Consider the following 21,093-nt stretch of genomic DNA (forward strand, 5'->3'; position numbering starts at 1 on the left):
GGTCAGGTCTCCTCTTCGCCCCCGCCGTCGCTGCCGTTGGCGATGGCGAGCGCGGCTTGCGGGCTGAGCACCCCGGAGAACACCCGGACGTCGCGGATCCGGCCCCACCAGGGGTCGGTGTTGAGCCCGGTCCAGGTCCCGCGCCCGATCAGCAGCCGCCCGGTGTCCGCGGCGAGGGACTGCGGCAGCGACCGGTAGGGCAGGTTTTCCGGGTTCTCGTTGCTGAGCATCCAGGTCTGGGGCACCCCGTTGACGTAGAGGCGCAGCTGCCCGTTCCCGGCGTCGTAGGTGACCGCGAGGTGGACCCACTCCCCCGTCACGGCTTCCTCGTTGGAGTAGATGCGGTGGGCCACCGGCGCGTCCTGCGACCCGCTGACGGCCATCGCCTCCCACCGCCGGATGCTCGGCCGGTACCCGACGGTCACCGGCATGTACACCGAGCCGCCGAGGGAGAACACCGACCGCGCCGACGTGTCGTGCGCGTCGGCCTTGGCCCAGCCCGCGATGCTGAACGAGCGGTCGGCGCTCACCTCGGGCGCCAGGGGGGCGCTGACGTCGCTGCCCCGGTTCCACAGGCCGTGGGCGTCCTCGGCGTCGATGGCGCGGTTGTAGACGCGCAGGTCGTCGAGCACGCCGGGGAAGAAGTCGCCCTGCACGCCGTTCCACAGGTCCCGGCCCGCGGTGAAGGTGCCGTTGGCCGACCAGGGCGTGGTGAACGGCGCCTCGCTGTTCAACCTGCCGTTGACGAACAGCCGGACCTTGCCCGCCGCCGCGTCGTAGGACCCCACCAGGTGGGTCCACCGGCTCGCCACCGGGGGCGAGGAGGACAGGGCACGGGTGACCGGGGTGTTGTCCTGGTCGCTGTGCGGCACGGTGAAGGCCCACCGGTTGTCCGCCTTGGAGTACATCAGTGAGTACCCGAAGACCCGCGTGCCGTCCTGGGCCATCACCGCCGCCGCCTGGTTGGTGTGGTCCATCCGCACCCAGGCCGCCACGGAGTAGGAGCGGGTGGTGTCGACGCGGGCGCCGCCGGTGATCATCCGCTCGGCCACGCCGTCCAGCGCCACGCCCGACCCGATGCGGCCCTGGACGAAGCGGGCGGGGGCTTCCCCGCCGCCCCGCCAGTACCGCAGGGCGGCGGCGCCGGCCCCCGAGGAGTCGACCAGGTCGTCGTCCAGCTTCCACCGCGCCTTGATCTCGCTCCCGGAACCCGCCCACTGGTCCGCGGCGTAGGTGAACCGGCCGTCGAACACCGCACCCGGACCGTCCGGCGCCCAGGAGACCCCGCTGCCGTAAAGGGCGCCGTCGTTGGCGCCCACGGAGTCGTCGGCGACGACTCCCCCGTCCTCGGCCAGGGCGTAGCGGGCGCGTTCGACCGGGACGTTGGCCAGCGCGGCGACCTCCGACGGCGCCAGCACCCGGTTGTGCACCCGCACGTCGTCCACCCGGCCGTACCAGGGGTTGCGCAACGCGGCCTCCCACCGGCCGAGCCCGACGAGGACGTCGTCGGCCGAGGCGGGCGGGACGACGCCGGTCAGGCAGGACGACTGCTTGACGCCGTTGACGTAGAAGCACGCGGTGTCGGTGGCCTCGTCCACGGTGAAGGCCAGGTGGGTCCACTCGCCCTTCTGGGCGGGCGCGTCGCTCCAGGCCACCCGCAGGCAGGCCGTGGTCGTGCTGCAGGACATGCCGAGCGACCACATCGCCGCGGGCTTGTCGTCCTTGCGGTAGGCCAGCATGACCGGCGAGGCGTAGGTGTCGTCGATGGCCAGCGGGACCGAGGTGTAGTCCGCCGTCGTGGCCGGGTCGTACCAGACCCACGCCGACAACGAGAGCGACTTCGTCGGGTCCACCACCGGCCCGGTGGCCACGGCGACGTCCTGCGCGCTGCGACCCAGCCGCAGGCCCTGCCCGACGTGGCCCTGCGTGCCCTCGGTGGTGGTCATGCCGTGGAAGGTCAGCGGGTGGGCGCCGGACTCGCTGACGTCCTCCCCGCCGTTCTCGAAGGTCCAGTGCGCCACCGGGGCCGAGCCCTCGGGCACCCGGAACAGGTACCTGGTGTAGTCCTGCGCCTGGTCGGGCTGCGGGACCAGGCGCAGCGACTGGTTGCCCGCCCGGTCCACCGACTTGACGTACAGCGGGAAGTCGCCCTGCGCCAGCGGGGTGAAGGAGATCTCAGCGGTGCCGTCGGGTCCGGCCGCGACGCTGTTGCGGTAGTCGTCCACGCCGACCGACCACAGGTAGCGGACCACGTCCACCGCGCCGCCCAGGCCGGTGGCGGCGCCGGGGGTGAGCTTGAACCGCCCGGTCACCCCGACTCCGCCGGTGGGGGCGTCGGGCGAGTTGTAGGGCGGGTAGGCCCCGTCCACCGACTGCACGCCGGGTGCGTCGGGGCTCACCGTGTCGCGGGTGAAGCGGCAGTAGTCGTCCGGCGCCCCCGGAGGCCCGGTCCACGGCGAGGCCAGGGCGTCGCCGCCGTCGCCGTCCCACGCCTGCACCCGCCAGGAGATGACGCCGCCACCGCCCATCCACTCGGCGGGCACGGTGACCTGGTGCATCCCGCCGGAGGGCTGGCCACCGGTGTCCAGGAAGCCCTGCCGCACACCGTCGCGGTAGACCACGAAGCTGCCCCGCGCCCACGCGCCGGGGTCCGGGTCGGTCAGCCGGGCGCGCAGGGTGACGTCGCCGCGGCCCACGAGGGTGGCGGCGGCGGCGTTGGTGCAACCCAGGCCGGCCTGCCCGTTGAACGCGCCGAGCTCGGTCGGCCGGTTCGGCGCGGTGTTGTACTGCACGGTGAGGCCGGGGTTGGTGCGGAAGCGCCGCCAGTGCGTCTGCACCGACTCGCTGTCGCCGAACAGGCCGAAGGTGAGGCTGCCGCGCCCGCCCGCGGCCCAGATCTCGCGCACGTAGTTGCTCAGCGCGTCACCGCGGTTGCCGTCGTGGCCGGGGGTCGACCAGCCGCCCTCGCCCGGGCAGCCGGTGTAGGCCCCGACGTTGCCCACGTGCCGCTCCCGGCCGGGCTCGCTGCCGAACCGCGTGCCCCCGCCGACCCCGCCGGTGACGTGCACCTGGGTGACACCGGGGCAGTTGGAGTAGGAGTTGTTGACCGTCAGGTACAGCTTGGCCCAGTGGATGGCCGCCGAGCGCGGCACGCTCCCGAGGTCGAAGGTGATGTAGGAGCGCGCGGTGATGTAGACGCCCTGGGTGGAGTCGTAGACGTACCCGGTCTTGAGGTAGGTGTCGTTCCAGGCGGTCTCGCCGACCGAGTTGCCGTACTTGTAGAGCACCACCTGGCTGACCCGGCCGCACCCGCAGGAGTACGACGGGTCGATGTAGACCGGGTAGGTGGTCTTCGGGTCGGCCAGGAACGCCTGGTCGGGGGTGATGGCCACCTCGGTGTCGGTGACCCGGACCCCCATGACGGCCGCCCGGTCGCGCTGGGCGGGCTCGACCAGCCGGTCGGCGGACGGCCCCTCCCCGGAGGAGTCCCACATGCGCGAGGCGTCCCCGGTGAACAGCGTCTGCCCGGCGGTGTCGACCACCGCCAGCCGTGAGGGCCGGGGACCCGCGGAGCGCGCCCTCGCGCCCGGCACGTCGCTCTTGGTGACCCGGGTGCCGCGGGTGTGGTTGCCGAAGCGGATCTCGCGCAGCGCGGGATCGGCCGCCGCCTGCGGGGTCTTGACCACCAGGACCTGGGAGAACCCGAAGCCGTCCGCGGTGATCTTCAGGTCGACCCCGGGCAGGACCTCCGGGTAGGTGGCCGTGTCGTCCGCCAGCACCGGCTCGGGCAGCACGCCCGGCCACGACAGGCCGACCTCCTTGCCCGCGTGCCCCACCACCGCCAGCGGCACGCGGTCGCCGCCGCCGGAGAGGACGACGTCGGCCTCGGCCACCCGCGGGCGCACGAGGCCGTCGGCCCCGCGCTCCAGGGTGGTGTCGATCTCCTGCCAGGACCCCGACTTGCGGGTGCGCACCGCCCGCGCGTGCGTGGTGTGCTCGATCGTCCCGTCGGGCTGGGCCATCGCCCGGGTGGTCTCGGTGGTGACGTCCGCGACCTCCACGGGCTCACCCGTGCGCACGGCCTCGGCGATGGCGTCGGTGTAGGACCGGCCCAGCGGCGCCGACTCCACGCCCGCCACGCGCTCGCGGTCGGCGGGGTCGGTCGGCGTCTGCTCGATGGCGACCGGCCCTCCGGCCGGGGGCACGGCGGGCGCCGCCACCGCGCCGACGGGAGCGATCAGTCCGAACGCGACCGCGAGGACAGCACCCACAGCGCAAACCCGCACGCGTCCGCGCGCGACCGTATTCATGGCATGGCCCCCCAGAACCGCCCGGCAGACGACGACCGCCCACCGCAAACGGGACAGACTCTTCGTCAACCAGGCGGATCCGGGCAATACCCCCATCAGTGGGCATCATCACGTAACGCCGGGTCAGGACAGCCGGGGTGACCGAACGTCAACGACCCGCTACCCGATGACGTGGCCCTGTCGGGTGCGACGCTCGGAGCGGTCAGCGGCGCACCTGGTAGCACAGGTGAAGTACCCGGTCGCCCTGGATCACCAAGTCCGGGTCCTCCAAGAGGTGCTGCGCGTGGACCGACCCGAAAAAGCGCTTGCCGGATCCGAGCACCACGGGCACGACGTCCATGCGCACCTCGTCCACCAGACCCGCGGCGAGCACCTGGCCACCGACATCGCCGGCGGCGACCTCGACCACGCGGTCGCCCGCGAGCTCCTGCGCCTTGGCCACAGCCGCCTCGACGTCGCCGACGAAGTGGAACGGCGCCTCGGCGTCCCAGCCCTCCGGCCGCGGCCGGTGCGTCACGACGACCACGTGGTCGACCCCGCTCGGCGGCTTCCCGTCCCAGCCGTCCGTCAGGTCGAAGACGTAGCGGCCGACGATCGTCACCCCGATCCGGTCCCAGTACGGCCGGGTGTGGTCGTAGGACCGCTGCGACACCTTCAGCACGCCGCTCCCGTCCAACGGGACGTCGCCGTTGGACAACCAGTCGAACAGCGGTCCGGGCCGGTCCTCCTCGTCCGCGATGAAGCCGTCCACCGACACCGAGCCGTACATGACCACCTTGCCCACGAGGGCTCTCCTCTGCTTCGGGATGCCCAAATCAGCGTGCCGCGAACTGTCGCTCCTGCCGACACCGACCGACACCGACCGCCGGCGATCACGGTCACCCCGGGGCAACGTCGGTGCAGTCGACTTCCCCGAACGGCGCAGGGCGATCAGCTCCGGTTCCCGACGGGACGCGGGGGCACAGTGCGGCACTTGTCGAGCAGTTGCATGCCCAGTGGGGTGATGAGGTGGTTCGCAGCGTTCGCGCGGCGGTGCGTGGTGATCAGGCCGGCGTTGCGGAGCACGCCGGTGTGGTGGCTGACCGTGGCGGGCGAGATGTCGTTGAGCTTCGCGAGTCCCGCCGTGGTGCAGGCGGCCAATGTGGAGCGCAGGATGGCGGCCCTGGTGGGGCCCAGCAGAGCGCCCAGGTCGCTGCCGGCGGTGTGATGAGCGGTGAAGCGGAATTCGGGGCGGACGGGGAAGACCAGGACCGGGCGCATCTCCGGGTCCGCCAAGGCCACCGGGCGGTGCAGGCCGAAGTAGCACGGGACCAGCAGCAGGCCGCGGCCGTCGAGGTGCAGTTCGCGGTCGACGGCGTAGTCGATGGTGAGCACCGGCGGGCGCCACCTCATCAGCGGCTCGAACCCCGCGAGCAGGCCGTCCGGTCCGTGCCGCAGGTAGGTGTGGAGGCGATCGGCGCGTTCGTCGCCGAGAGCCTGCTCGACGGTCTGCCGGTACGGCTGGATGACTTCCTTGACGTAGGTGCGCAGCGCGGTCCGCAGCCACCCCAACGCCCGGAGGTCCCCGCGGGCCAGGTCGTCGAGCCAGGCCGTCGTGCCGGTCGTCGCCCGCAGCCGGTCGATCTCGTCCAGCAGGCGCGCCGGCGCGGTGGACAGGACGACATCCACACCGGTGTCGAGATCGGGCACGTCGACATCGGGCGTGAGGAAGTCGGGGAAGTAGGTCGCGAACGGAGCCACCGCGGTCAACGCCCGGACGGCGGCGCCCACCTTCCTGTCCCGCGCGACCAGGTCGCGCACGTGCCTGCGCCACCAGTCGAAATGCGCCCCACCCTCACCGTGCTGGAGCAGCTGGACGCTGCTCACCACCTCCCACATCAGGTCCGTCTCCATCTTCACCCTCGTGCGTCCGAGATCGACACCGGTGAAGTGGATGCGCAAAACAGGCACAGCGTCCCCCCGGATCGTCGCCCGTCCTCGCGGCGTCCGGCTCGACGCCCCTTCGGCTCCGGTAGGAGGACCGGGCTCGTGGATACACGGCAGGGGGCGAATCCCTCGATGAGAGCAACGTCGAGGTGTCCTTCGAACGTGCTCGAAAGACACCGAAACGACCCACGGGCACTGCCACGATCACCCCGCTGGATGCGCCGGCCGGGAAGCTGACGGCCAGTGCGAGGGTCACTCGACAGGAACCAAGGGGGAACCGATGAAGAGATCCACGACGGCGTCCGCGCCGGCTGTCGGCACCACGACCGCGCCGGCCACGACGAGGTCGGTGAGCGGCACAGGGGGTGTGCGGCGAATGCTGGCCGTGCTGTTCATCCTGGCCACCGCAATGACATCGCTCGTGGGCACGGCGACAGCGAGCAGCGCGACAACGACCAGGCCGACCTCCTCCGGGTGGACGCTGTCCGCCGGCTCGGACGTCTCGGCGCAGGCGCTGTCCTGCACCTCCGGGAACGTCTGCGTCTGGCCGGTCACGGACGGCAGCAGCAGCCGCTGCAGCTGGTCCAACGCCGACAACGACTGGCGATCCACGCCGGTCACCTGCTCCTGGTCGTCGTCCAGGCCGGTGAAGGCGATCTACAACCGCGGGACCAGCACGGCGTACGACGGCGTGTGCCTGTACCGAGGGGCCAACTACACCTCACCCGAGATCTGGGTCCCCCAGGGCGCGTCGGCGATCAACAGCACCGGCGTGATCCTGCGCTCCCACCGGTGGGTCCGCCCCAGCGACCCGTGCTGATCACCTGATCCGTGATACGGGGGCCACCGCATGCGAAGGACTGCATCGCGGTGGCCCTCGTATGCCACAACCGATCTTCGCCCGGCTCTCGTTCCTGGTGAACATCCGACCCGCGCCATTGCCGAGAATGTCTGATGTAGACCACGTTCAGCATGGCTCAGGGCTGACGGTGGACCGGGCACGGGCAGCTCAACCGGCGCACTGGCGCTCGACGTCGTGACAACACCTGCCGCAGGAACGCCCACGCGTACTCCACCGCACCTCGCACCGCGCGAAAACCGTTGCCCCGGCGCAGGAAGGGCAACCACGCGCCGATTGCCGCCAGCCCGCTGCGCACGGTCGCCCCGTAAGCGCGGCGACGTAGCAGCAGGTTCGCCCGGTGCAGTTCGAACAGCACGGCGCCGCGGCGGTAACCCCCGGCACGGGAACCGCTCACGGCGTTGTCCAGCAGGGCAAGGGCTTCGTCGTACCGACCTCGCCGAACCGCGAGGCGGGACGTGGCCGCGTCGAGGATCGCGTGCGCGGCGGTGTTGTGGCGCAGGCGCGCGAACACCCGGCGGGCCTCGGTGAAGTGGTGTTCGCTCTCGTCCCAGGCGCCGCCCAGCAGGAGGATTTCGCCGATCGCGATGTGCTGGAAGCCGCTCTTGCGCTCGTGCTCGGCGTGCGTCATGTACCGGTGGTCGAGCGCGCGGACCAGGCTCACCAGGGCCTCTTCCTCCCGTCCCAGCATGTGCAGGACGCGACCGCTGTAGTGGTGCGCCCTGGCCAATGCCCGCATGGCCCGGTGGCTGTCCGACGGCACGTCGGCCGTGAGCGCCGCCTGGTAGTGGGTCAACGCCGTGCGCAGGCCGCCCTGCGTGTAGTGGAGGTTCCCAAGGCACACGCGCACCTCGGGCAGCCGGTGTGCGCACGTCGGATCGGTCGAGCACACGGTCAGGCACCGGTCCAGCAACCGGGCTGCCGACTGGTACTCGGTCAGGTCGATCGCGAACTGGGCGGTGGCGAGGTCGACTTCCACGCGGTCCAGCGCCGTGCGGCACGCCCGGAGGGCCAGCGCCAGCTCCCGCCTGCGGGCTTCGTCGCCCTCCGTCACCCGGGCGTAGTAAGACGCCTTGGCCAGGTGCACCGGCCAGCCCGCGAGCCCCGCCGCCGCGAACACCGAGGCCGCCGCCTGCACCACGTCCGGGAAGTCCGCCACCCCGGGCCGGTCGCCCTGCTCGATCGCGCTGACCGCCAGCTCCACGAACCGGTCCAGGAACCGCGACAGCACGACGCCGTCGACCGGGATCCGGTACCGGCTGACGTTGTCCAGGTCCTTGACCATCGTCCGCAGGACGTCCTCCGGCGAGTCGTCGTCCGCGCCGCGGGCGGACCGCTCGAACGACCGGTGCACCACGTCGTGCCACGTGGCGCGGTTGGCGCCACCGTAGCCGCGGAAGGTCCGCTCAGCCGAGGTCATCGGCCTGCGGGCGGGTGTACTCGTAGAGCAGGCTGTGGATCGAGTACCGGGAGTTGAGCCGGGACGCCTGCACCAGGCCCAGGTCGAAAGCGGCCTGCAACGTGGTGTCGAACGCGTCCGACCCCAGCCCGGCGAGCTCCCGCAGCTCCTCGCGGCTGATCTCGTCGCCGCGCCGCTTGACGCAGAACGCCGCGATCAGCGCCTGCGCGTTGTCCGGGCTCGCGACCAGCTCCAGCTCCGCGAGCGACCGGTCGAACAGGTAGTCCTTCACCTGCCGGCCGAGGCGACCGCGGGTGTGCGTCGCCGCGTCGGTCAGCTCCTCGGCGACCCGCCCCAGGGGCAGCCCGGTCGACAGGTAGCGGCCGACGACGAGCTTGAGCAAGTACGGGTTGCCCTCCGTGATCCCGACGACGGGGGACAGCAACTCTCGGGGCGCCGTCACCAACTGCTCGTCGTCGCGCCCGATGTGCCGCACGAGCGCCACGGCGTCATCCTCGGACAGCCCTCGGATCATGTGCTGCTGCACCAGCCCGAACGGCCCCTCGACCCGGCTGCGGCTGGCGACCACGAGCTTGTTCGGCCGGGCCAGGCCGAAGCCGTCGAGCCGGTCGACCAGAACGGTGGCCTGGCGCGGCGTCTCCACGTTGTCCACGACCGTGACCACGCGGCCGTTCGCCGTCGCCAGGCTGTCGCGGAAACCCTCGCCCCACTGACGCGGATCGGGACCGAGCACGATGCCGAGCTGGTCGGCGAGGTCGACCACGGTCTCCATCCACCAGCTCCGCGCGTCGGGCGAGAAGTCGGCTTCCGGCCCGTCGCCGCGCACGGTCGTCCACAGCACCCGGTCCACCAGCCCGTCGCGGTGCGCCCGGTCGACCGCCTCGAACGTGACCGTCGTCTTGCCGATCCCGCCCGTGCCGCGCACGGCGAGGATCCACGAGCCCGTCGGATTGGCCAGCGCCTCGCGCACCCGCGCGGTGGTCGTTTCGACGCCGAAGAGCCCGTCGCGTTCGTGGTTGACCGCCGCTCGGTCGCGCCAGCCGCCGTCCGGGGCGCTCACCTCGGGTTGGCCGGGCACGTGGAGCCACCCCACGACCCGGCTCTCCTTCACCTGCGCCTCGACCCGTTGGTAGCTCTCGGGGTCGATGTCCGAGTGCCCCTGGCTCACCACGTCCTCGTGGAACCGCTCGGAGACGATCACAGCGACCGGCGCCGCCTGCGGGGCGGCGGCCAGGGCGCCACGCAGCGGGGTCGAGTCCAGCAGGCGCGCCAGCAGGACCATCGGCCTGCCCGTGTAGCCGAAGTCGTCCAGCACCACGTCGGCGTCGTGCACCGCCACCCGCACGCGCATCCGCTCCGACTCCGGCGCACGCTCGTTGTGCGCGCGCAGGGCATCGACCAGCACACCCAGGACCGGGTGCAGCAACAACCGCTTGGGATACCGGGCGGGGACCGCCACAACCAGCCCGTCACCACGATCGTGGTCGTGGCACGAGCCCCAGTCGATACCCGCCTGGGCGAACGCCCCGGCCAAGCACTCCCGGAGCGCCCGCCGCATCGCGACCGACGCCGCGTTGTGCCGATGAGGGTCAGCGGACCGCTCGATGTCCACCGCGAACAACGCGCGGTGCTCGGGTTCGAGCAAGACCATGCCACCAGACCATAGAGCCGGCCCCGGGCCGCGCCCAGCCAGTCAGGGCCCGAACCGACCCGCACACCGCGAATTCACCCGGTAGCGGTACGCCCTTGCGACGTCGGGCCAGCACACGAGCGAATCCGACCTCCGGCTGTGCCACGCCGTACGCAGCATGATCACCGCCGATAAGCGGTTCAGCGGACGTGGCTCCAGACCTTGGAGGGCTCCTCGCACGTGAACCCTTCCCATTCGACCGGTTCCCGGCCCGTGCCGACCTACAGCGTTAACTCCGCATGGTCCAACATCCTTGGCACGATCCCACCGGCACCCGGACTGGCCGTATCCATGATGCGCTCCAGCGCTCGAAGACTATGCCACTGCCCTCATCGAGGACGCGTTCCCTAGCGGCGGATGCGGCACCGGAACCTGTGCCGGTCTGCGGCACGAGGTCCCGGTGCCGCGCCGACCGACGAGACCGCACCGGCTCGGTCCGGGCACCCCCGCCGTGGGCTGGAGGCCCGCCGGGGCGCACACTCGCACCGCCCTGAAGCCCCTCGGGTCGACCGCGCGCATCAGGTGACGACGGCTCCGCGGGAGATCACAGCCGCCTGGCCGACCGCCACGAAGTCGAGTAGAAGCCGCCGTCGTCCAAGAGCGAGGTGCCGCCCACGTCGCCCAGCGTGGGCCCGTTGATGCGCTCCCTGCTGGAGATGAAGCGGTGGTGGCCGCCGTCGTCGAGGCCGAGGTAGATGCCGACGTGGTCCAGGGTGTCCGGGTCGTCCTCGACCTCGAAGAACACCAGGTCGCCCGGCTGGAGCCGGCTGTAGTCGGTGGCGCGGCGGCGTTCGTTGGCGACGAGCTGCACGCCGGGGCCGAACTCCGAGATGGCGTAGGCGCGCCGGGGCAGGCCCGGTCCCGGGGCGTTGACGCCCAGCAGCGGCATGCCGAGGCGGTAGCCGAACACCAGGCGCACGTAGCCCGAGCAGTCCACGGCGCCGTAGCGGCTGCGCTCGGGCTGCGCGCTGGTGCCGTTGACGAAGTCCCAGGGCAGACCCAGGTAGTCGTAGAAGTCCGACTGCTCCTGCCGGCCCGCGCCGGAGGACTTGACCGGGCCGAACGAGGCGTCCCCCCGGAAGCGCACACCGTTGGCGTCGGTCTCGTCCGGCATGTCGATCAGGTACTCGGTGGCGACGGCGAGCACGTCGGGACCGGTGTCACCGCGTGCTCGCGCGAACCAGTCGGTGAACCAGCCCTCGACCTCGGCGCCGACCCGCCACGGCTGCGGCAGCAACCGCACCCACGAGGAGGTGGTGACGGTCGCGGTGGTCGCCTTGGGCTCGCTGAAGGACCGGCGCGGGCCGACGAGCTGGGCCGTGCGCGCACCGTCGGTGAACACCGCGACGACCACTCCGCCCGCCTTGTCGCGCACGACGGTGCGGGCGGGCGCGTCGAGCCGTTCGTAGACCAGCTGATCGGCCTGCGGGCTCACCGATCCCGGCTCGACGGCCCGGTCGCCGCCCGACCCGCCGGTGGGGACGTCCGGCCACCGGACGACCAGCGCGACCGCGAGAGCGGCGACCACCAGCGCCGCCACCCCCGCCCGCGGCAGCCACGTGAGTCGCCGTTCCGCCTTCATCCCTCTCGCACCAACCGCTTCAGACCGTGGGCACCAGCCCGATGAGCACGCCGCTCGCCAGTACACCGTATCCGGCCGCGCTGACGGTACCCGTCGCTATCGCGGTGACCAGCGGTGGTTGGCGGACGAGCTGGTAGGCGATGAGACCGGGCACCACGAACCCCAGCGTCTGGTGCGCGAACAGCAGCGGGTAGTCGCTCTGGATCAGCATGAACAGCGTTGTCTGCAGCAGCACGCCGGTGAGCACGACGGCGGCGAAGAGCCGCTTGCCGTAGAGGATGACCACGCGCTGCAACAACTTCACCGCGCCGAACGTGACACCGCTCATGACCACCACGAGCAGCGCGCGCCGGTAGTCCTCCACGAGGGTCAGGGCCAGCCAGCCCGGCGTGATCATGCCGCCGGGCGAGAGGTTGGTGGTGAGGTAGCACGCCAGGGAGAACACGAGGCCGATGGCCAGGCCGAGGGTGGCGACCTCCGGCAGGAGGAGGGATCCGTTGGTCACGACTGCTTCCGGGGTCTGGGAGTGGTGCGGTGGTCGGGGTGCGGTGACGCGTCGCGGTCGGGGGTCTCGTGTCCCGGGCTGTCGAAGAGGTCCCCCCGCGCCGCGCCGTCGGCCTGCGCCCGGTGCGCCGGGCGGGGCGTCACGCCGCCGGGGTGTTCGGCCCGGAGCCCGGTCCCGGGGTCGTAGCGCTGCCGGACCGGGTCCGGGTGGGCGCGGTCGGGCGCCGGACGTCGCGGGTCCTGCGCCCGGTGGGGGTCCCCGACGGGCAGCCGACCTCGGGAGGGCGGAGCCACCGGGTTGACGAACCGCGTCTCCGCCGACGCGTCGCGGGACGTCTCCGCCGACGCGTCGCGGGACGTCTCCGCCGACCGCCAGGACCCGGCAGGGTGCCGCCGGTGCTCGTGCGGGCGGGGGTGGACCGGCAACCGCTCACCCGGTGCGCGCGGTGGCTCGTGGCGGGCGTCCGGCAGCGGCGAGGGGAACCGGCCGTCGTCCGTCCCGCGCGGCGGGAGGGGACGCGGCCGCCCCCCGGCGTCCGGTCCTGGTGCGGCGCCCCGGGGTGGGGTGGGTCGCGGGGTGCGGCCGGAGGGGACGTCCCCGGCGGGTGCGGGCCGGGCCGGGCGCGCGGGCGGCTCGACGCGCGCACCCGGTTCGATCCGCGCGGCCTTCCCCACCCGCGCGTCCGCGGGGGCGGCCTGCTCCGCCGGCGGCGGTTCCTCCAGGTGCTCGACGGCTTCCAGGAACATCTCGCCCTGGCCGTGGATGTTGCCGATGGCCACGAGCGACGCGGTCGACTCGACCCCGGCCAGGACGGCGTCGAGGATTTCCCGACCGCTGCGCGCGGCGCCGAGGTCGGTCACCCGGTCGCGCCACCGCTCGTCCACCGCGGACAGGGCGCTGCGGGTCGGTTCCCCGATGAGCACCACCCGGTCGGGGTCGATCCGCGCCACCAGGGCGCCCATCTGCTGGTTGCGCTCCACGCGGTCCGGTCGGCAGTTGATGACCACGTGCAGGGGGCGGCCGATGGACCCCTGCTCCAGCAGCCGTTCGATGTTCATCAGGGTGGACTCGGGGTCGTTGGCCGCGAAGACGTTGGCCAGCTTGATCCGCTTGTCGCCCGCGATCCGGGTGTGCACCGACAGCACGCCCGGGTCCGGCGGCGCGGACCACATGCCCGCCAGCGCCGAACGCCGGTTCACGCCCAGCAGGTCGGCCACCTTGAGCGCGATGGCGACGTTCTCCTTGAACGTGATCCAGGTGAAGCCCGCCATGTCGTCGTCGGTGACCGACTCGGGGTCGACCGCGATCAGCTCGCAGTCCCGCTTGGCCGCCTCCGCCTCCAGGATGTGCAGCCGGTCCACCTCGGCCGTCACGCACACCCCGCCCACCGGCATGGACCGGCTCAACGACCGGGCCACGTCGTCGAGGGTGGGGCCCATCTCGGCGAGGTGGTCCTCGCGGACGTTGCACAGCACGCCGATGGTGGAGCGGATCAGCTTGCTCTGGTTGATCTCCTGCAGGTCGGGCATGACCGCCATGCACTCGATCACCAGCGCGTCGGACCGGTAAGCGGCGGCACGGCGCACGATGCCGATCTGCTCGACGACGTTCGCGATGCCCCACTTGCGGTAGACCGGTTCCTCGCTGCCGTCGGGGTGGATGAACCGGGCGGCCGTGCCGGTGGTCTTGGCCGTGGTGACCAGTCCCCCGCCGCGCAGGGCCCCCGCGCACAGCCGGGTGATGGAGCTCTTGCCGCGGATGCCGTTGACCAGGACCCGGTGCTCGATGCTGCCGAGCTGGCCGAGGTGCCTGCGCTGCTCGACCACGCCCGCGGCGAACGTGCCGGCCGTGAGCAGGACGAAGACGACGTAGAGGTAGGTCACGCCGAGCCCTTCCCGACTCGGGCGCGGGACGCGCGGGCGGCGGCGCGGCGGACCGGCGGGCGGGACTGCGGTGCGTGCGCCGCGGGCTTGTCCACCGGTTTGAGGAACTGGGTGGGGTCGGTGGCCGCACCCCGTGGCCGGCGCACCTCGCCGAGTCGGTCGGGGCCCTGGGTCACCGCCTGTCGGCAGATCTCCAGGCACGAGGCGATGGTGCCGACCTCGTCGTGCCGCTGGGGGTAGATGACCGACTTGAGGTCGCCGCGGACCAGGGCGTCCGCGGCGCGGGAGACCCGGCGCAGCGGGCCGAGCACGGAGAACAGCAACCAGCCGTAGCCGAACAGCGCGACCAGCGCGACGATCAGCGCGACCAGTTGCGCGTAGCGGCGGACGTCGTTGACGGGCAGGGCGAGTTCGGCGCCGGGCTTCTCCGAGACCACCGTCCAGCCGAGCCGGCCGACCTCGCCGCCGACCACGGCCGCGGCGGAGACGATGCCGGGGCCGTCCTCGCCGGGTTGGACGTCGCCGACGGGGTCGCCGCGCTGGGCGCGGGTGGCGCCGTCGCGCAGTGCCGGGTCGGTGACCTGCTCGAAGGCGATGAAGCCGTCCGTCGCGCTGATGGTGCGGAAGTCCCCGTCGACCAGGCGCGCGTGGCCGGGCACGTGGCCCAGCAGGGAGCCGAGGTGCTCCAGGTCGAACTCCCCGACCACGGTGGAGCCCCCTGCCACGGGGACCTCGGCGAAGATCACCGGGACGCGGCCCTCCTGGTTCTGCTGGCGCAGGCCGGCCACCGCCGCCGGGGGTTCGCCGATGCGCAGCGGGGGGCGGCCGACGGGCTCACCGGCCCGGCCGGAGCGGTCCACCGCGTAGAGGCTGCGGTAACGGGTCTGGTCGACCATCATCCGCTCCAGCGCGGACCGCAGGGCGTCGGGCGACCCCGCGCCGGCGGCGACGGCGGAGAGGTCGGCCAGGCCGTCGTTCATGCTGCGGCGCAGGGCGTCCGTCGCCCTGGCGGTCTGGGCGCGGACCCCGGCGACGACACCGGCGGGGATGTCGACCTCGGCCGGGCGGAAGGCCACGAGCACCCCGCCCGACCAGGCGAAGACCGAGAGCGCGAGGACGCAGCAGGTGGCGCGCGCGGTGACGCGGCGGCCGGTGACCGGCTCGACGTCGCCGCTCCCGCCGGTCAGGCGGTCCAGGCACAGCCGGGCCGCGGCGACGACGCGGGCCACCTCGGCCGTCCCGGTGGGGCGGACGGTGGTGCCCAGGTCGCCGGAGGCGAGGGAGAGCAGGTCGGCGCGGGCGGTGAGGACGGGACCGGTGACGACGCGGCGCACGACCACGAACCCGACGACGGCGAGCAGCGCCAGCAGCGCGGCGGGAACGATGCCCGAGGTGCCGGCCGCGCCGCTGTGCAGCGGACCCGCGGCGACCGCGACCACGGCGAGGTCGAGGCCGTCGGGGCTGCCCGACGGCACGACCCGCACGTGGGCGTAGGTGCGCTGGACGCGGTCGTCCGGCATCCCGAGCAGCACACCGGGGCCGGCGGCGGCGGCGCGGGCGGCCTCGGCGAGGAAGCGCTCGACGTCGGGGGCGCGGTCGCGGGCCAGCGGCCCCGTGGCGGCGACGACCTGGCCGGACAGGGTGGTGAGCAGGTAGGACTGGCCGAGCACGTCATCCGCGGCCGGCTCGGGCAGTCGCAGGGCCGTCGTCGCGGTGAGCAGTCGGCCGTCGGGCAGCCTGGCGGTGATGAGCAGCACCGGTTCGCCGCCGGCGGTGACCGCCGAGGTGACCGCGGCGTCGTCGACGGCCGTCGGGATCACCTGGACCGGGACCTGCTCACCGCGTGCGGCGAGCAGGGAACGACCGGGTTCGGCGAGCACCGCGGCTCCGCGCCACTTGCGGTTGCGCACCAGGTCGTCCAGCAGCCGGTCCGGTTCGCCGGTGGCGCCGGTGGCGGCGTTCCGCAACTCGCTCGAACCCTGGTTCGCCGTCGCGCCGATGGAACGGGCCACTCCGAGCGCGATCTCCTGCTGGGACTCGCGGAAGGCGGCGGGCACCTCTTCGTCGCCGTCGCCGCTCAGCAGCAGGCCCGTGGTCCCGGCCAGGGCCAGGAGCAGGACGAGCAGTGCCGTGGGCAGTAGGCGCACCGTGGCCGGAAAGGACGTTTCCGGTAATTGGTCCTGCAAGCGTCCCAGCCGGACGTCACGGTCTGTAACCGTTTTGTGGCGCACGAAATTTCTCCGACCCCGTCACCCATAAGGAGAGGGGCGCGCCCCCGAACGCGCTACCCCGGTTGATGCAACCCGTAGATTGTGCACCACAAAGTCGCCAACGCCTAGCCAAGAGGGGACTACTGATGTGCCGAACGAGTGAATCCGATTTACATCGGTGATCTATATTCGTTTACGGCGTACTTTTGTGTTGTTTCTCGCCGTGATCAGCATCTCCTTCGTCGGGTGTTACGGAAAGGGCCCTTCCGACGATCCGCCACCGCCCTCCGACCCGGCGGTGGCCCTCGCGGAACGGGTCGCCGCTTTCGTGGCGGCGCTGCGCGAGGACGCGCCCTACCGACCACCCACCGCCGAACAGCGCCGGGCGTTCACCGAGGCGTTCGCCGCGCTGGGCCCCACCCCGGCGACGGGGGACGACGACCTGCGCTCCCTCGGCTTCGCCGTGCGGCGCACGGTGGACGAGGAGACCGGCCGCCCCTACGCGCTCGCGGCCGCGGAGGCCGGCACCGAGCACAGCTGGGGCCTGTACGTGGTGGACCTGTCCCGACCGGTGCGGGTCGCGGTGCAGGTCCCGCACCCCGCCAACGACCTGCGCACCGCCGAGATCGGGCTCGACCTGTTCCGCCGGGTTCCCGGCGCCGTGCTCTCCGTGGCGGGCACGCACCGCCGCGTGGCCGCCGGCGCGGGTGACGCCGCCCACCGCACGGACTCGCTGTTCCACGCGGCGGCCGAACGGCACTCGCGCGACCGCGTGCCACAGGTGCAGCTGCACGGCTTCGACGACGACAGCCTCCCGTCCGCGGACCTGGTGCTCTCCCCCGGCGCGGCGCGGGAGGACCCGTCGATCACCCGGGTCGCCGACGACCTCGAAGGGCTGCTGCGCGTGTGCCGGGCGTGGGCGCGCGACTGCGGCGATCTGGAGGGCAGGCGGAATCGGCAGGGAGCCGTCGCGGCGGAGCACGGCGCCTTCTTCGCGCACGTGGAGCTCAACCGCACCACCCGGGTTTCCCCCGAGGAGTGGGAACCCGTCGTCCGCGCGCTGGAAAAAGCACTGGGCGGCTGAGCCGGCGCGCGGCCGAACCGGCGGGCGCCCGGTCCGGCGGACGCCGGAAAACGGTCCCGGCACGTGAAGCGTCACCATTACCACGAAAGGGTTCTGTTGTGGGCATCATCAGCACGTTGAGACACCGGTGGCCGTGGGTAGCCATTCCCCTGGTCGTGGTGACGGCGGTGGGAGCGGTGGTCTACGCGATCGGCGACGGCGACTGCGACGACTGCCTGCGGCCGGCCGGCGGCGACAGCATCGCGGTGCGGCTCAAGGTCGCCGGCGAGTCCGGTGAACCGCTGGAGGGCGCCACCGTCACCGTGCACTCGCCGCTGGGCAGCCCGGTCCCGCTGACCTCCGACGACGACGGTGTGGTCGAGGTGCCCGAACTGCCCGGTCCGGCCATGACCGTCGTGACCGCGGACGGGTACCTCGCCGAACCCGTCCCGCTGGGCTGGTCGGACTCCGGCAAGCAGGTCGACGTGAAGCTGTTCGCCCGCGGGGACGACAGGTTCGCCGTCCACTCGGCGGGGGACGTGATGTTCGGCAGGCGCTACGCGACGCCCACCCAGGAGGAGTCCAGCGGGCGCTCGGAGCCCCTGATCCCCGCCGACGACGCCGCCGCGGGCGCGCAGGACGTGGTGGCCGCCATCGCACCCGCGTTCGCCGCCGCCGACTTCCGCACCGTCAACGTGGAGACGGTCATCAGCGACAAGCCCGCGGACGCCGCCTACCCGGGCAAGCGCTACATCCTCCAGTCCGCCGGACCGACCGTGGCAGGTCTCCGCGCGCTGTCCGCGGACCTCGCGGTGCTGGCCAACAACCACTCCCGCGACCTCCTCGACGCCGGCGTGGCCGACACGCGCGCCGCGCTGTCCGGCGCGGGCATCGCGACCGTGGGAGCAGGCGCGAACGCCGCCGAGGCCGCCCGGGCGCACCTGCGCGAGGTCGCCAGCACGGGCGTCGGCGTGCTCGCGTACACCAGCGTGGACGGTTCTTTCGTCAACGAGAGCTTCCCCCCGGCGACCGCGCGGCAACCCGGCGACGTCGCCGAGCCCGACCGGTGGCAGTACGAGAACAGGACCTGGGGCTACCCGGCGGCGGGCGTGCCGTCCGCGCCGCGCCGCATCCGCGAGGCGTGGGAACGGTTCAGCGCCGCCGAGAAGAACGCCTCGGACGACCAGGTGGCGGGCATGTGGGCGTCGCTGGCAGCCGTCTACCCGGAGATGCAGGACTGGGTGGCGCGACGCGGTCACGGCGGCGCGGCCCGGTGGGACGGCGAAACGTCCACCGCTCAGATCGAGCAGGTCGCGAAGTCGTCCCCGCTGGTGATGGTCCAGGTGCACGCCGGCTTCCAGTTCCAGGAGGCGGCGTCGGACAACATCCGCGACATCGCCCGCGAGGCGATCGACGCGGGCGCGGACATCGTGGTCGCCCACCACCCGCACGTGCTGCAAGGACTGGAGTGGTACAAGGGCAAGCTGATCGCCTACAGCCTGGGCAACTTCGTGTTCGAGCAGAACTTCCTGGCCACCTTCGCCAGCGCGTTCCTGCGCACCGTGTGGGAGGGCGACACCCTGCTGGAAGCCAGGCTCTACCCGCTGGAGCTGGTGGACTACAAGCCCGTGCCCGTCACCGACACGGCGGCCGAACGCGTCCTGGCGCGCGTGTGGGAGCGCAGCACGTTGCCACTGGAGTCCTACCGGGACGACGAAGGCGACGTCCGCACCCGTCCCCGCGAGAAGGGGACGCCGGCGCACGTGGTCCTGGAGCGGCACACCGCCCGCCTGGTCGCCGAGCCCACCGCCGGCCGCGCCCAGGACCAGGCGGTGGGGCCCGGCGCGGTGGTCGACCTCCCGGTGGCCGCGTCGGCGCTCGTCAAGCCGACCGGCGGCGACGGAGTGGACATCGGGCGCGACCTGTACGGCTGGGGGCACTTCGAGGACGAGACCGCCGACGCGTCGATCAGCGAGGCCGTGCACTGGAGCGTGAACAGCAGACGTGAGGGCGTCCGCTCCGGCAACGCCGCGCAGGGCCTGCGCGCCCTCCGGCTGGAGGTGCGCGACGGCGACTCGGTGCAGAGCAGGCCGATCGCCCGCATCCCCCTGCCGCGCCACCGGGCGTACCGGGACGAGGACGGCCGGGCCGTCCCCACCGACCCCACCCCGTCGTACTCGCTGGTCGCCCGGGTGCGCCGCTCCTCGACCGCTGCCGCGGAGGCCCGCTTCGACGTCTACCACTTCGACGACAGCAACCCGGCCGAGGACCCGACCTCGGAGGTCGTCGCGACCTACACCAAGGCGGTGGACGTCCCCGCGGACGGGCAGTGGCACCAGGTGGTCGTCGACCTGGCGGTGTCCGAACTGGACAGTGGACCGACGACGGGCAACATGGTGATGCCGTACCTCAAGGTCTCGGGCTCCTCGGCGCAACCCGCATGGGTGGACGTGGACGAGCTGCGCTTCGTCGAGTGGCGCGACGCCCGGGGCACGAACTCCCACGGCGCCTTCACCCTGGCCCGCAACCGCGGCCGAACGGGCGTGACCCTGCCCTACGAAGTCCTGCTCCCGTCCTCCCCCTGACCCGGACCGGCGAGCGGGCCACCCGACCGAACCGCCCGCTCGCCACCCGGCTGCCGGACCGCGACTCCACCGTGCCGCGCCCGGACCGTCCCACGTCCGCGGTCGAGCGGGCCGATCGCGCGCTGCTCGCCGCGGTGGCGTCGGCGTCCGTCATGAAGAAATTGCCCTACCGGACCCTCGGCCACCTGAAGCGCAGGTCAGACCGCGTGTCCGACCCTGGCGACCCACCCGCTCCGGGGGTGTCGGACCACCAAGGGGTGATGTCGGTGCACACATCGACGCCGATTGGGTACACCACCGCGATAGCCGTCGACAGCACAGGAGAGCTCGATGTCCGACCTCAAGATCGCCGTCATCTACTACTCCGCCACAGGCAGCGTGCACGCGATGGCCCGAGCCGCGGCCGAGGCGGCCGAGGGGGAGGTGCGGCTGCGGAAGGTGCGCGAGCTGGCGCCGGACGAGGCCATCGCCAGCAACGAGGGCTGGGCTGCCCACGTCAAGCAGACCCAGGACGTCCCCGAGGCGACCTTGGACGACCTGGAGTGGGCCGACCTGCTCATCTTCGGCACGCCCACCCGTTACGGCCTGCCGACGGCGCAGCTGAAGCAGTTCATCGACTCCACCGGCCCGCTCTGGGCGCAGGGCAAGCTGGTCGACAAGGTGGCGACCTCGTTCACCTCGGCGGGCACCGCGCACGGCGGCCAGGAAACCACCATCACCGCGCTGAACAACACCTTCTACCACTGGGGCTGCGTCATCGTGCCACCCGGCTACGCCGACCCCATCCAGTTCCAGGCCGGTAATCCCTACGGCACGAGCCACGTCTCCAACAACGGCCAGACCCCACCCGGCCAGGTGGAACTGGACGCGGTGACCTTCCAAACCCGTCGAGCCGTGCGCATCGCCCGCGCCCTGAAGAAGGGCCTGACCGCCTAGCTCCGGCAGGAGCATCGCACCCAGGAGCCACCCCGCGGACGGCCCTCGGCAACATCGTGCCGCACTTGTCCCCTGCATGTGCAGCACCTGTCGAGGGTCTGCTGCACGGATTGGTGACATCTGA

General features: G+C 72.6%; 14 protein-coding genes. 4 read left to right on the plus strand and 10 right to left on the minus strand.

The features are described from left to right. Nucleotides 1–2: 2 nt before the first annotated feature. The 4 genes from AB0F89_RS34945 to AB0F89_RS34960 all read right to left on the minus strand — a co-directional run bounded on the left by AB0F89_RS34945 (nucleotide 3) and on the right by AB0F89_RS34960 (nucleotide 6,857). Nucleotides 3–4,271, minus strand: a complete 4,269-nt coding sequence (locus AB0F89_RS34945; RefSeq protein ID WP_367130374.1) for a LamG-like jellyroll fold domain-containing protein — start codon at nucleotides 4,269–4,271, stop codon at nucleotides 3–5. Between the two features lie 241 nt (nucleotides 4,272–4,512). Then, nucleotides 4,513–5,094: a dihydrofolate reductase family protein gene (locus AB0F89_RS34950; protein ID WP_367130376.1), complete on the minus strand. Its 582-nt coding sequence runs from the start codon at nucleotides 5,092–5,094 to the stop codon at nucleotides 4,513–4,515. A gap of 146 nt (nucleotides 5,095–5,240) precedes the next feature. Next, on the minus strand, nucleotides 5,241–6,203 hold the full coding sequence (locus tag AB0F89_RS34955; RefSeq protein WP_367130378.1) for an ArsR/SmtB family transcription factor: 963 nt from the start codon (nucleotides 6,201–6,203) through the stop codon (nucleotides 5,241–5,243). A 285-nt stretch (nucleotides 6,204–6,488) separates the two neighbouring features. Further along, a complete protein-coding gene (locus AB0F89_RS34960) occupies nucleotides 6,489–6,857 on the minus strand; it encodes a hypothetical protein (RefSeq protein WP_367139187.1) in 369 nt (122 codons plus the stop codon). Here AB0F89_RS34960 and AB0F89_RS34965 point away from each other — a divergent pair. After that, nucleotides 6,751–7,056, plus strand: coding sequence for a peptidase inhibitor family I36 protein (locus AB0F89_RS34965; protein WP_367139133.1), 306 nt, complete (start codon nucleotides 6,751–6,753; stop codon nucleotides 7,054–7,056). The two genes, AB0F89_RS34960 and AB0F89_RS34965, sit on opposite strands and share 107 nt — an antisense overlap. Nucleotides 7,057–7,213: 157 nt before the next feature. Here AB0F89_RS34965 and AB0F89_RS34970 read toward each other — a convergent pair whose 3' ends face one another. The 6 genes from AB0F89_RS34970 to AB0F89_RS34995 form a co-directional block, all read right to left on the minus strand. Then, nucleotides 7,214–8,515, minus strand: coding sequence for a hypothetical protein (locus tag AB0F89_RS34970; protein WP_367130380.1), 1,302 nt, complete (start codon nucleotides 8,513–8,515; stop codon nucleotides 7,214–7,216). Beyond that, on the minus strand, nucleotides 8,502–10,166 hold the full coding sequence (locus tag AB0F89_RS34975) for a hypothetical protein (RefSeq protein WP_367130382.1): 1,665 nt from the start codon (nucleotides 10,164–10,166) through the stop codon (nucleotides 8,502–8,504). The genes AB0F89_RS34970 and AB0F89_RS34975 overlap by 14 nt, the downstream gene beginning before the upstream one ends. A 583-nt stretch (nucleotides 10,167–10,749) precedes the next feature. Next, nucleotides 10,750–11,787 (minus strand): NlpC/P60 family protein, encoded by a 1,038-nt coding sequence (locus AB0F89_RS34980; protein WP_367130384.1) that lies wholly within the window; start codon nucleotides 11,785–11,787, stop codon nucleotides 10,750–10,752. A 19-nt stretch (nucleotides 11,788–11,806) separates the two neighbouring features. Next, nucleotides 11,807–12,292, minus strand: a complete 486-nt coding sequence (locus tag AB0F89_RS34985; protein ID WP_367130386.1) for a poly-gamma-glutamate biosynthesis protein PgsC/CapC — start codon at nucleotides 12,290–12,292, stop codon at nucleotides 11,807–11,809. Beyond that, complete coding sequence (pgsB, locus tag AB0F89_RS34990; protein ID WP_367130388.1) at nucleotides 12,289–14,175, minus strand: poly-gamma-glutamate synthase PgsB; 1,887 nt, start codon at nucleotides 14,173–14,175, stop codon at nucleotides 12,289–12,291. Before pgsB ends, AB0F89_RS34985 begins: the two co-directional genes overlap by 4 nt. Continuing rightward, nucleotides 14,172–16,322, minus strand: coding sequence for a HAMP domain-containing protein (locus AB0F89_RS34995; protein ID WP_367130390.1), 2,151 nt, complete (start codon nucleotides 16,320–16,322; stop codon nucleotides 14,172–14,174). Before AB0F89_RS34995 ends, pgsB begins: the two co-directional genes overlap by 4 nt. Nucleotides 16,323–16,683: 361 nt before the next feature. Here AB0F89_RS34995 and AB0F89_RS35000 point away from each other — a divergent pair, with 361 nt between their 5' ends. From AB0F89_RS35000 to wrbA, 3 genes are all read left to right on the plus strand, one after another. After that, entirely contained in the window at nucleotides 16,684–17,469 is a 786-nt protein-coding gene (locus tag AB0F89_RS35000) for a hypothetical protein (RefSeq protein WP_367130392.1), read from the plus strand. A gap of 158 nt (nucleotides 17,470–17,627) precedes the next feature. Further along, on the plus strand, nucleotides 17,628–20,033 hold the full coding sequence (locus tag AB0F89_RS35005) for a CapA family protein (RefSeq protein WP_367130393.1): 2,406 nt from the start codon (nucleotides 17,628–17,630) through the stop codon (nucleotides 20,031–20,033). A gap of 330 nt (nucleotides 20,034–20,363) precedes the next feature. Then, nucleotides 20,364–20,969, plus strand: a complete 606-nt coding sequence (gene wrbA / locus AB0F89_RS35010; RefSeq protein WP_367130395.1) for an NAD(P)H:quinone oxidoreductase — start codon at nucleotides 20,364–20,366, stop codon at nucleotides 20,967–20,969. Nucleotides 20,970–21,093: the final 124 nt, after the last annotated feature.

Source organism: Saccharothrix sp. HUAS TT1, assembly GCF_040744945.1.
Taxonomy (GTDB): domain Bacteria; phylum Actinomycetota; class Actinomycetes; order Mycobacteriales; family Pseudonocardiaceae; genus Actinosynnema.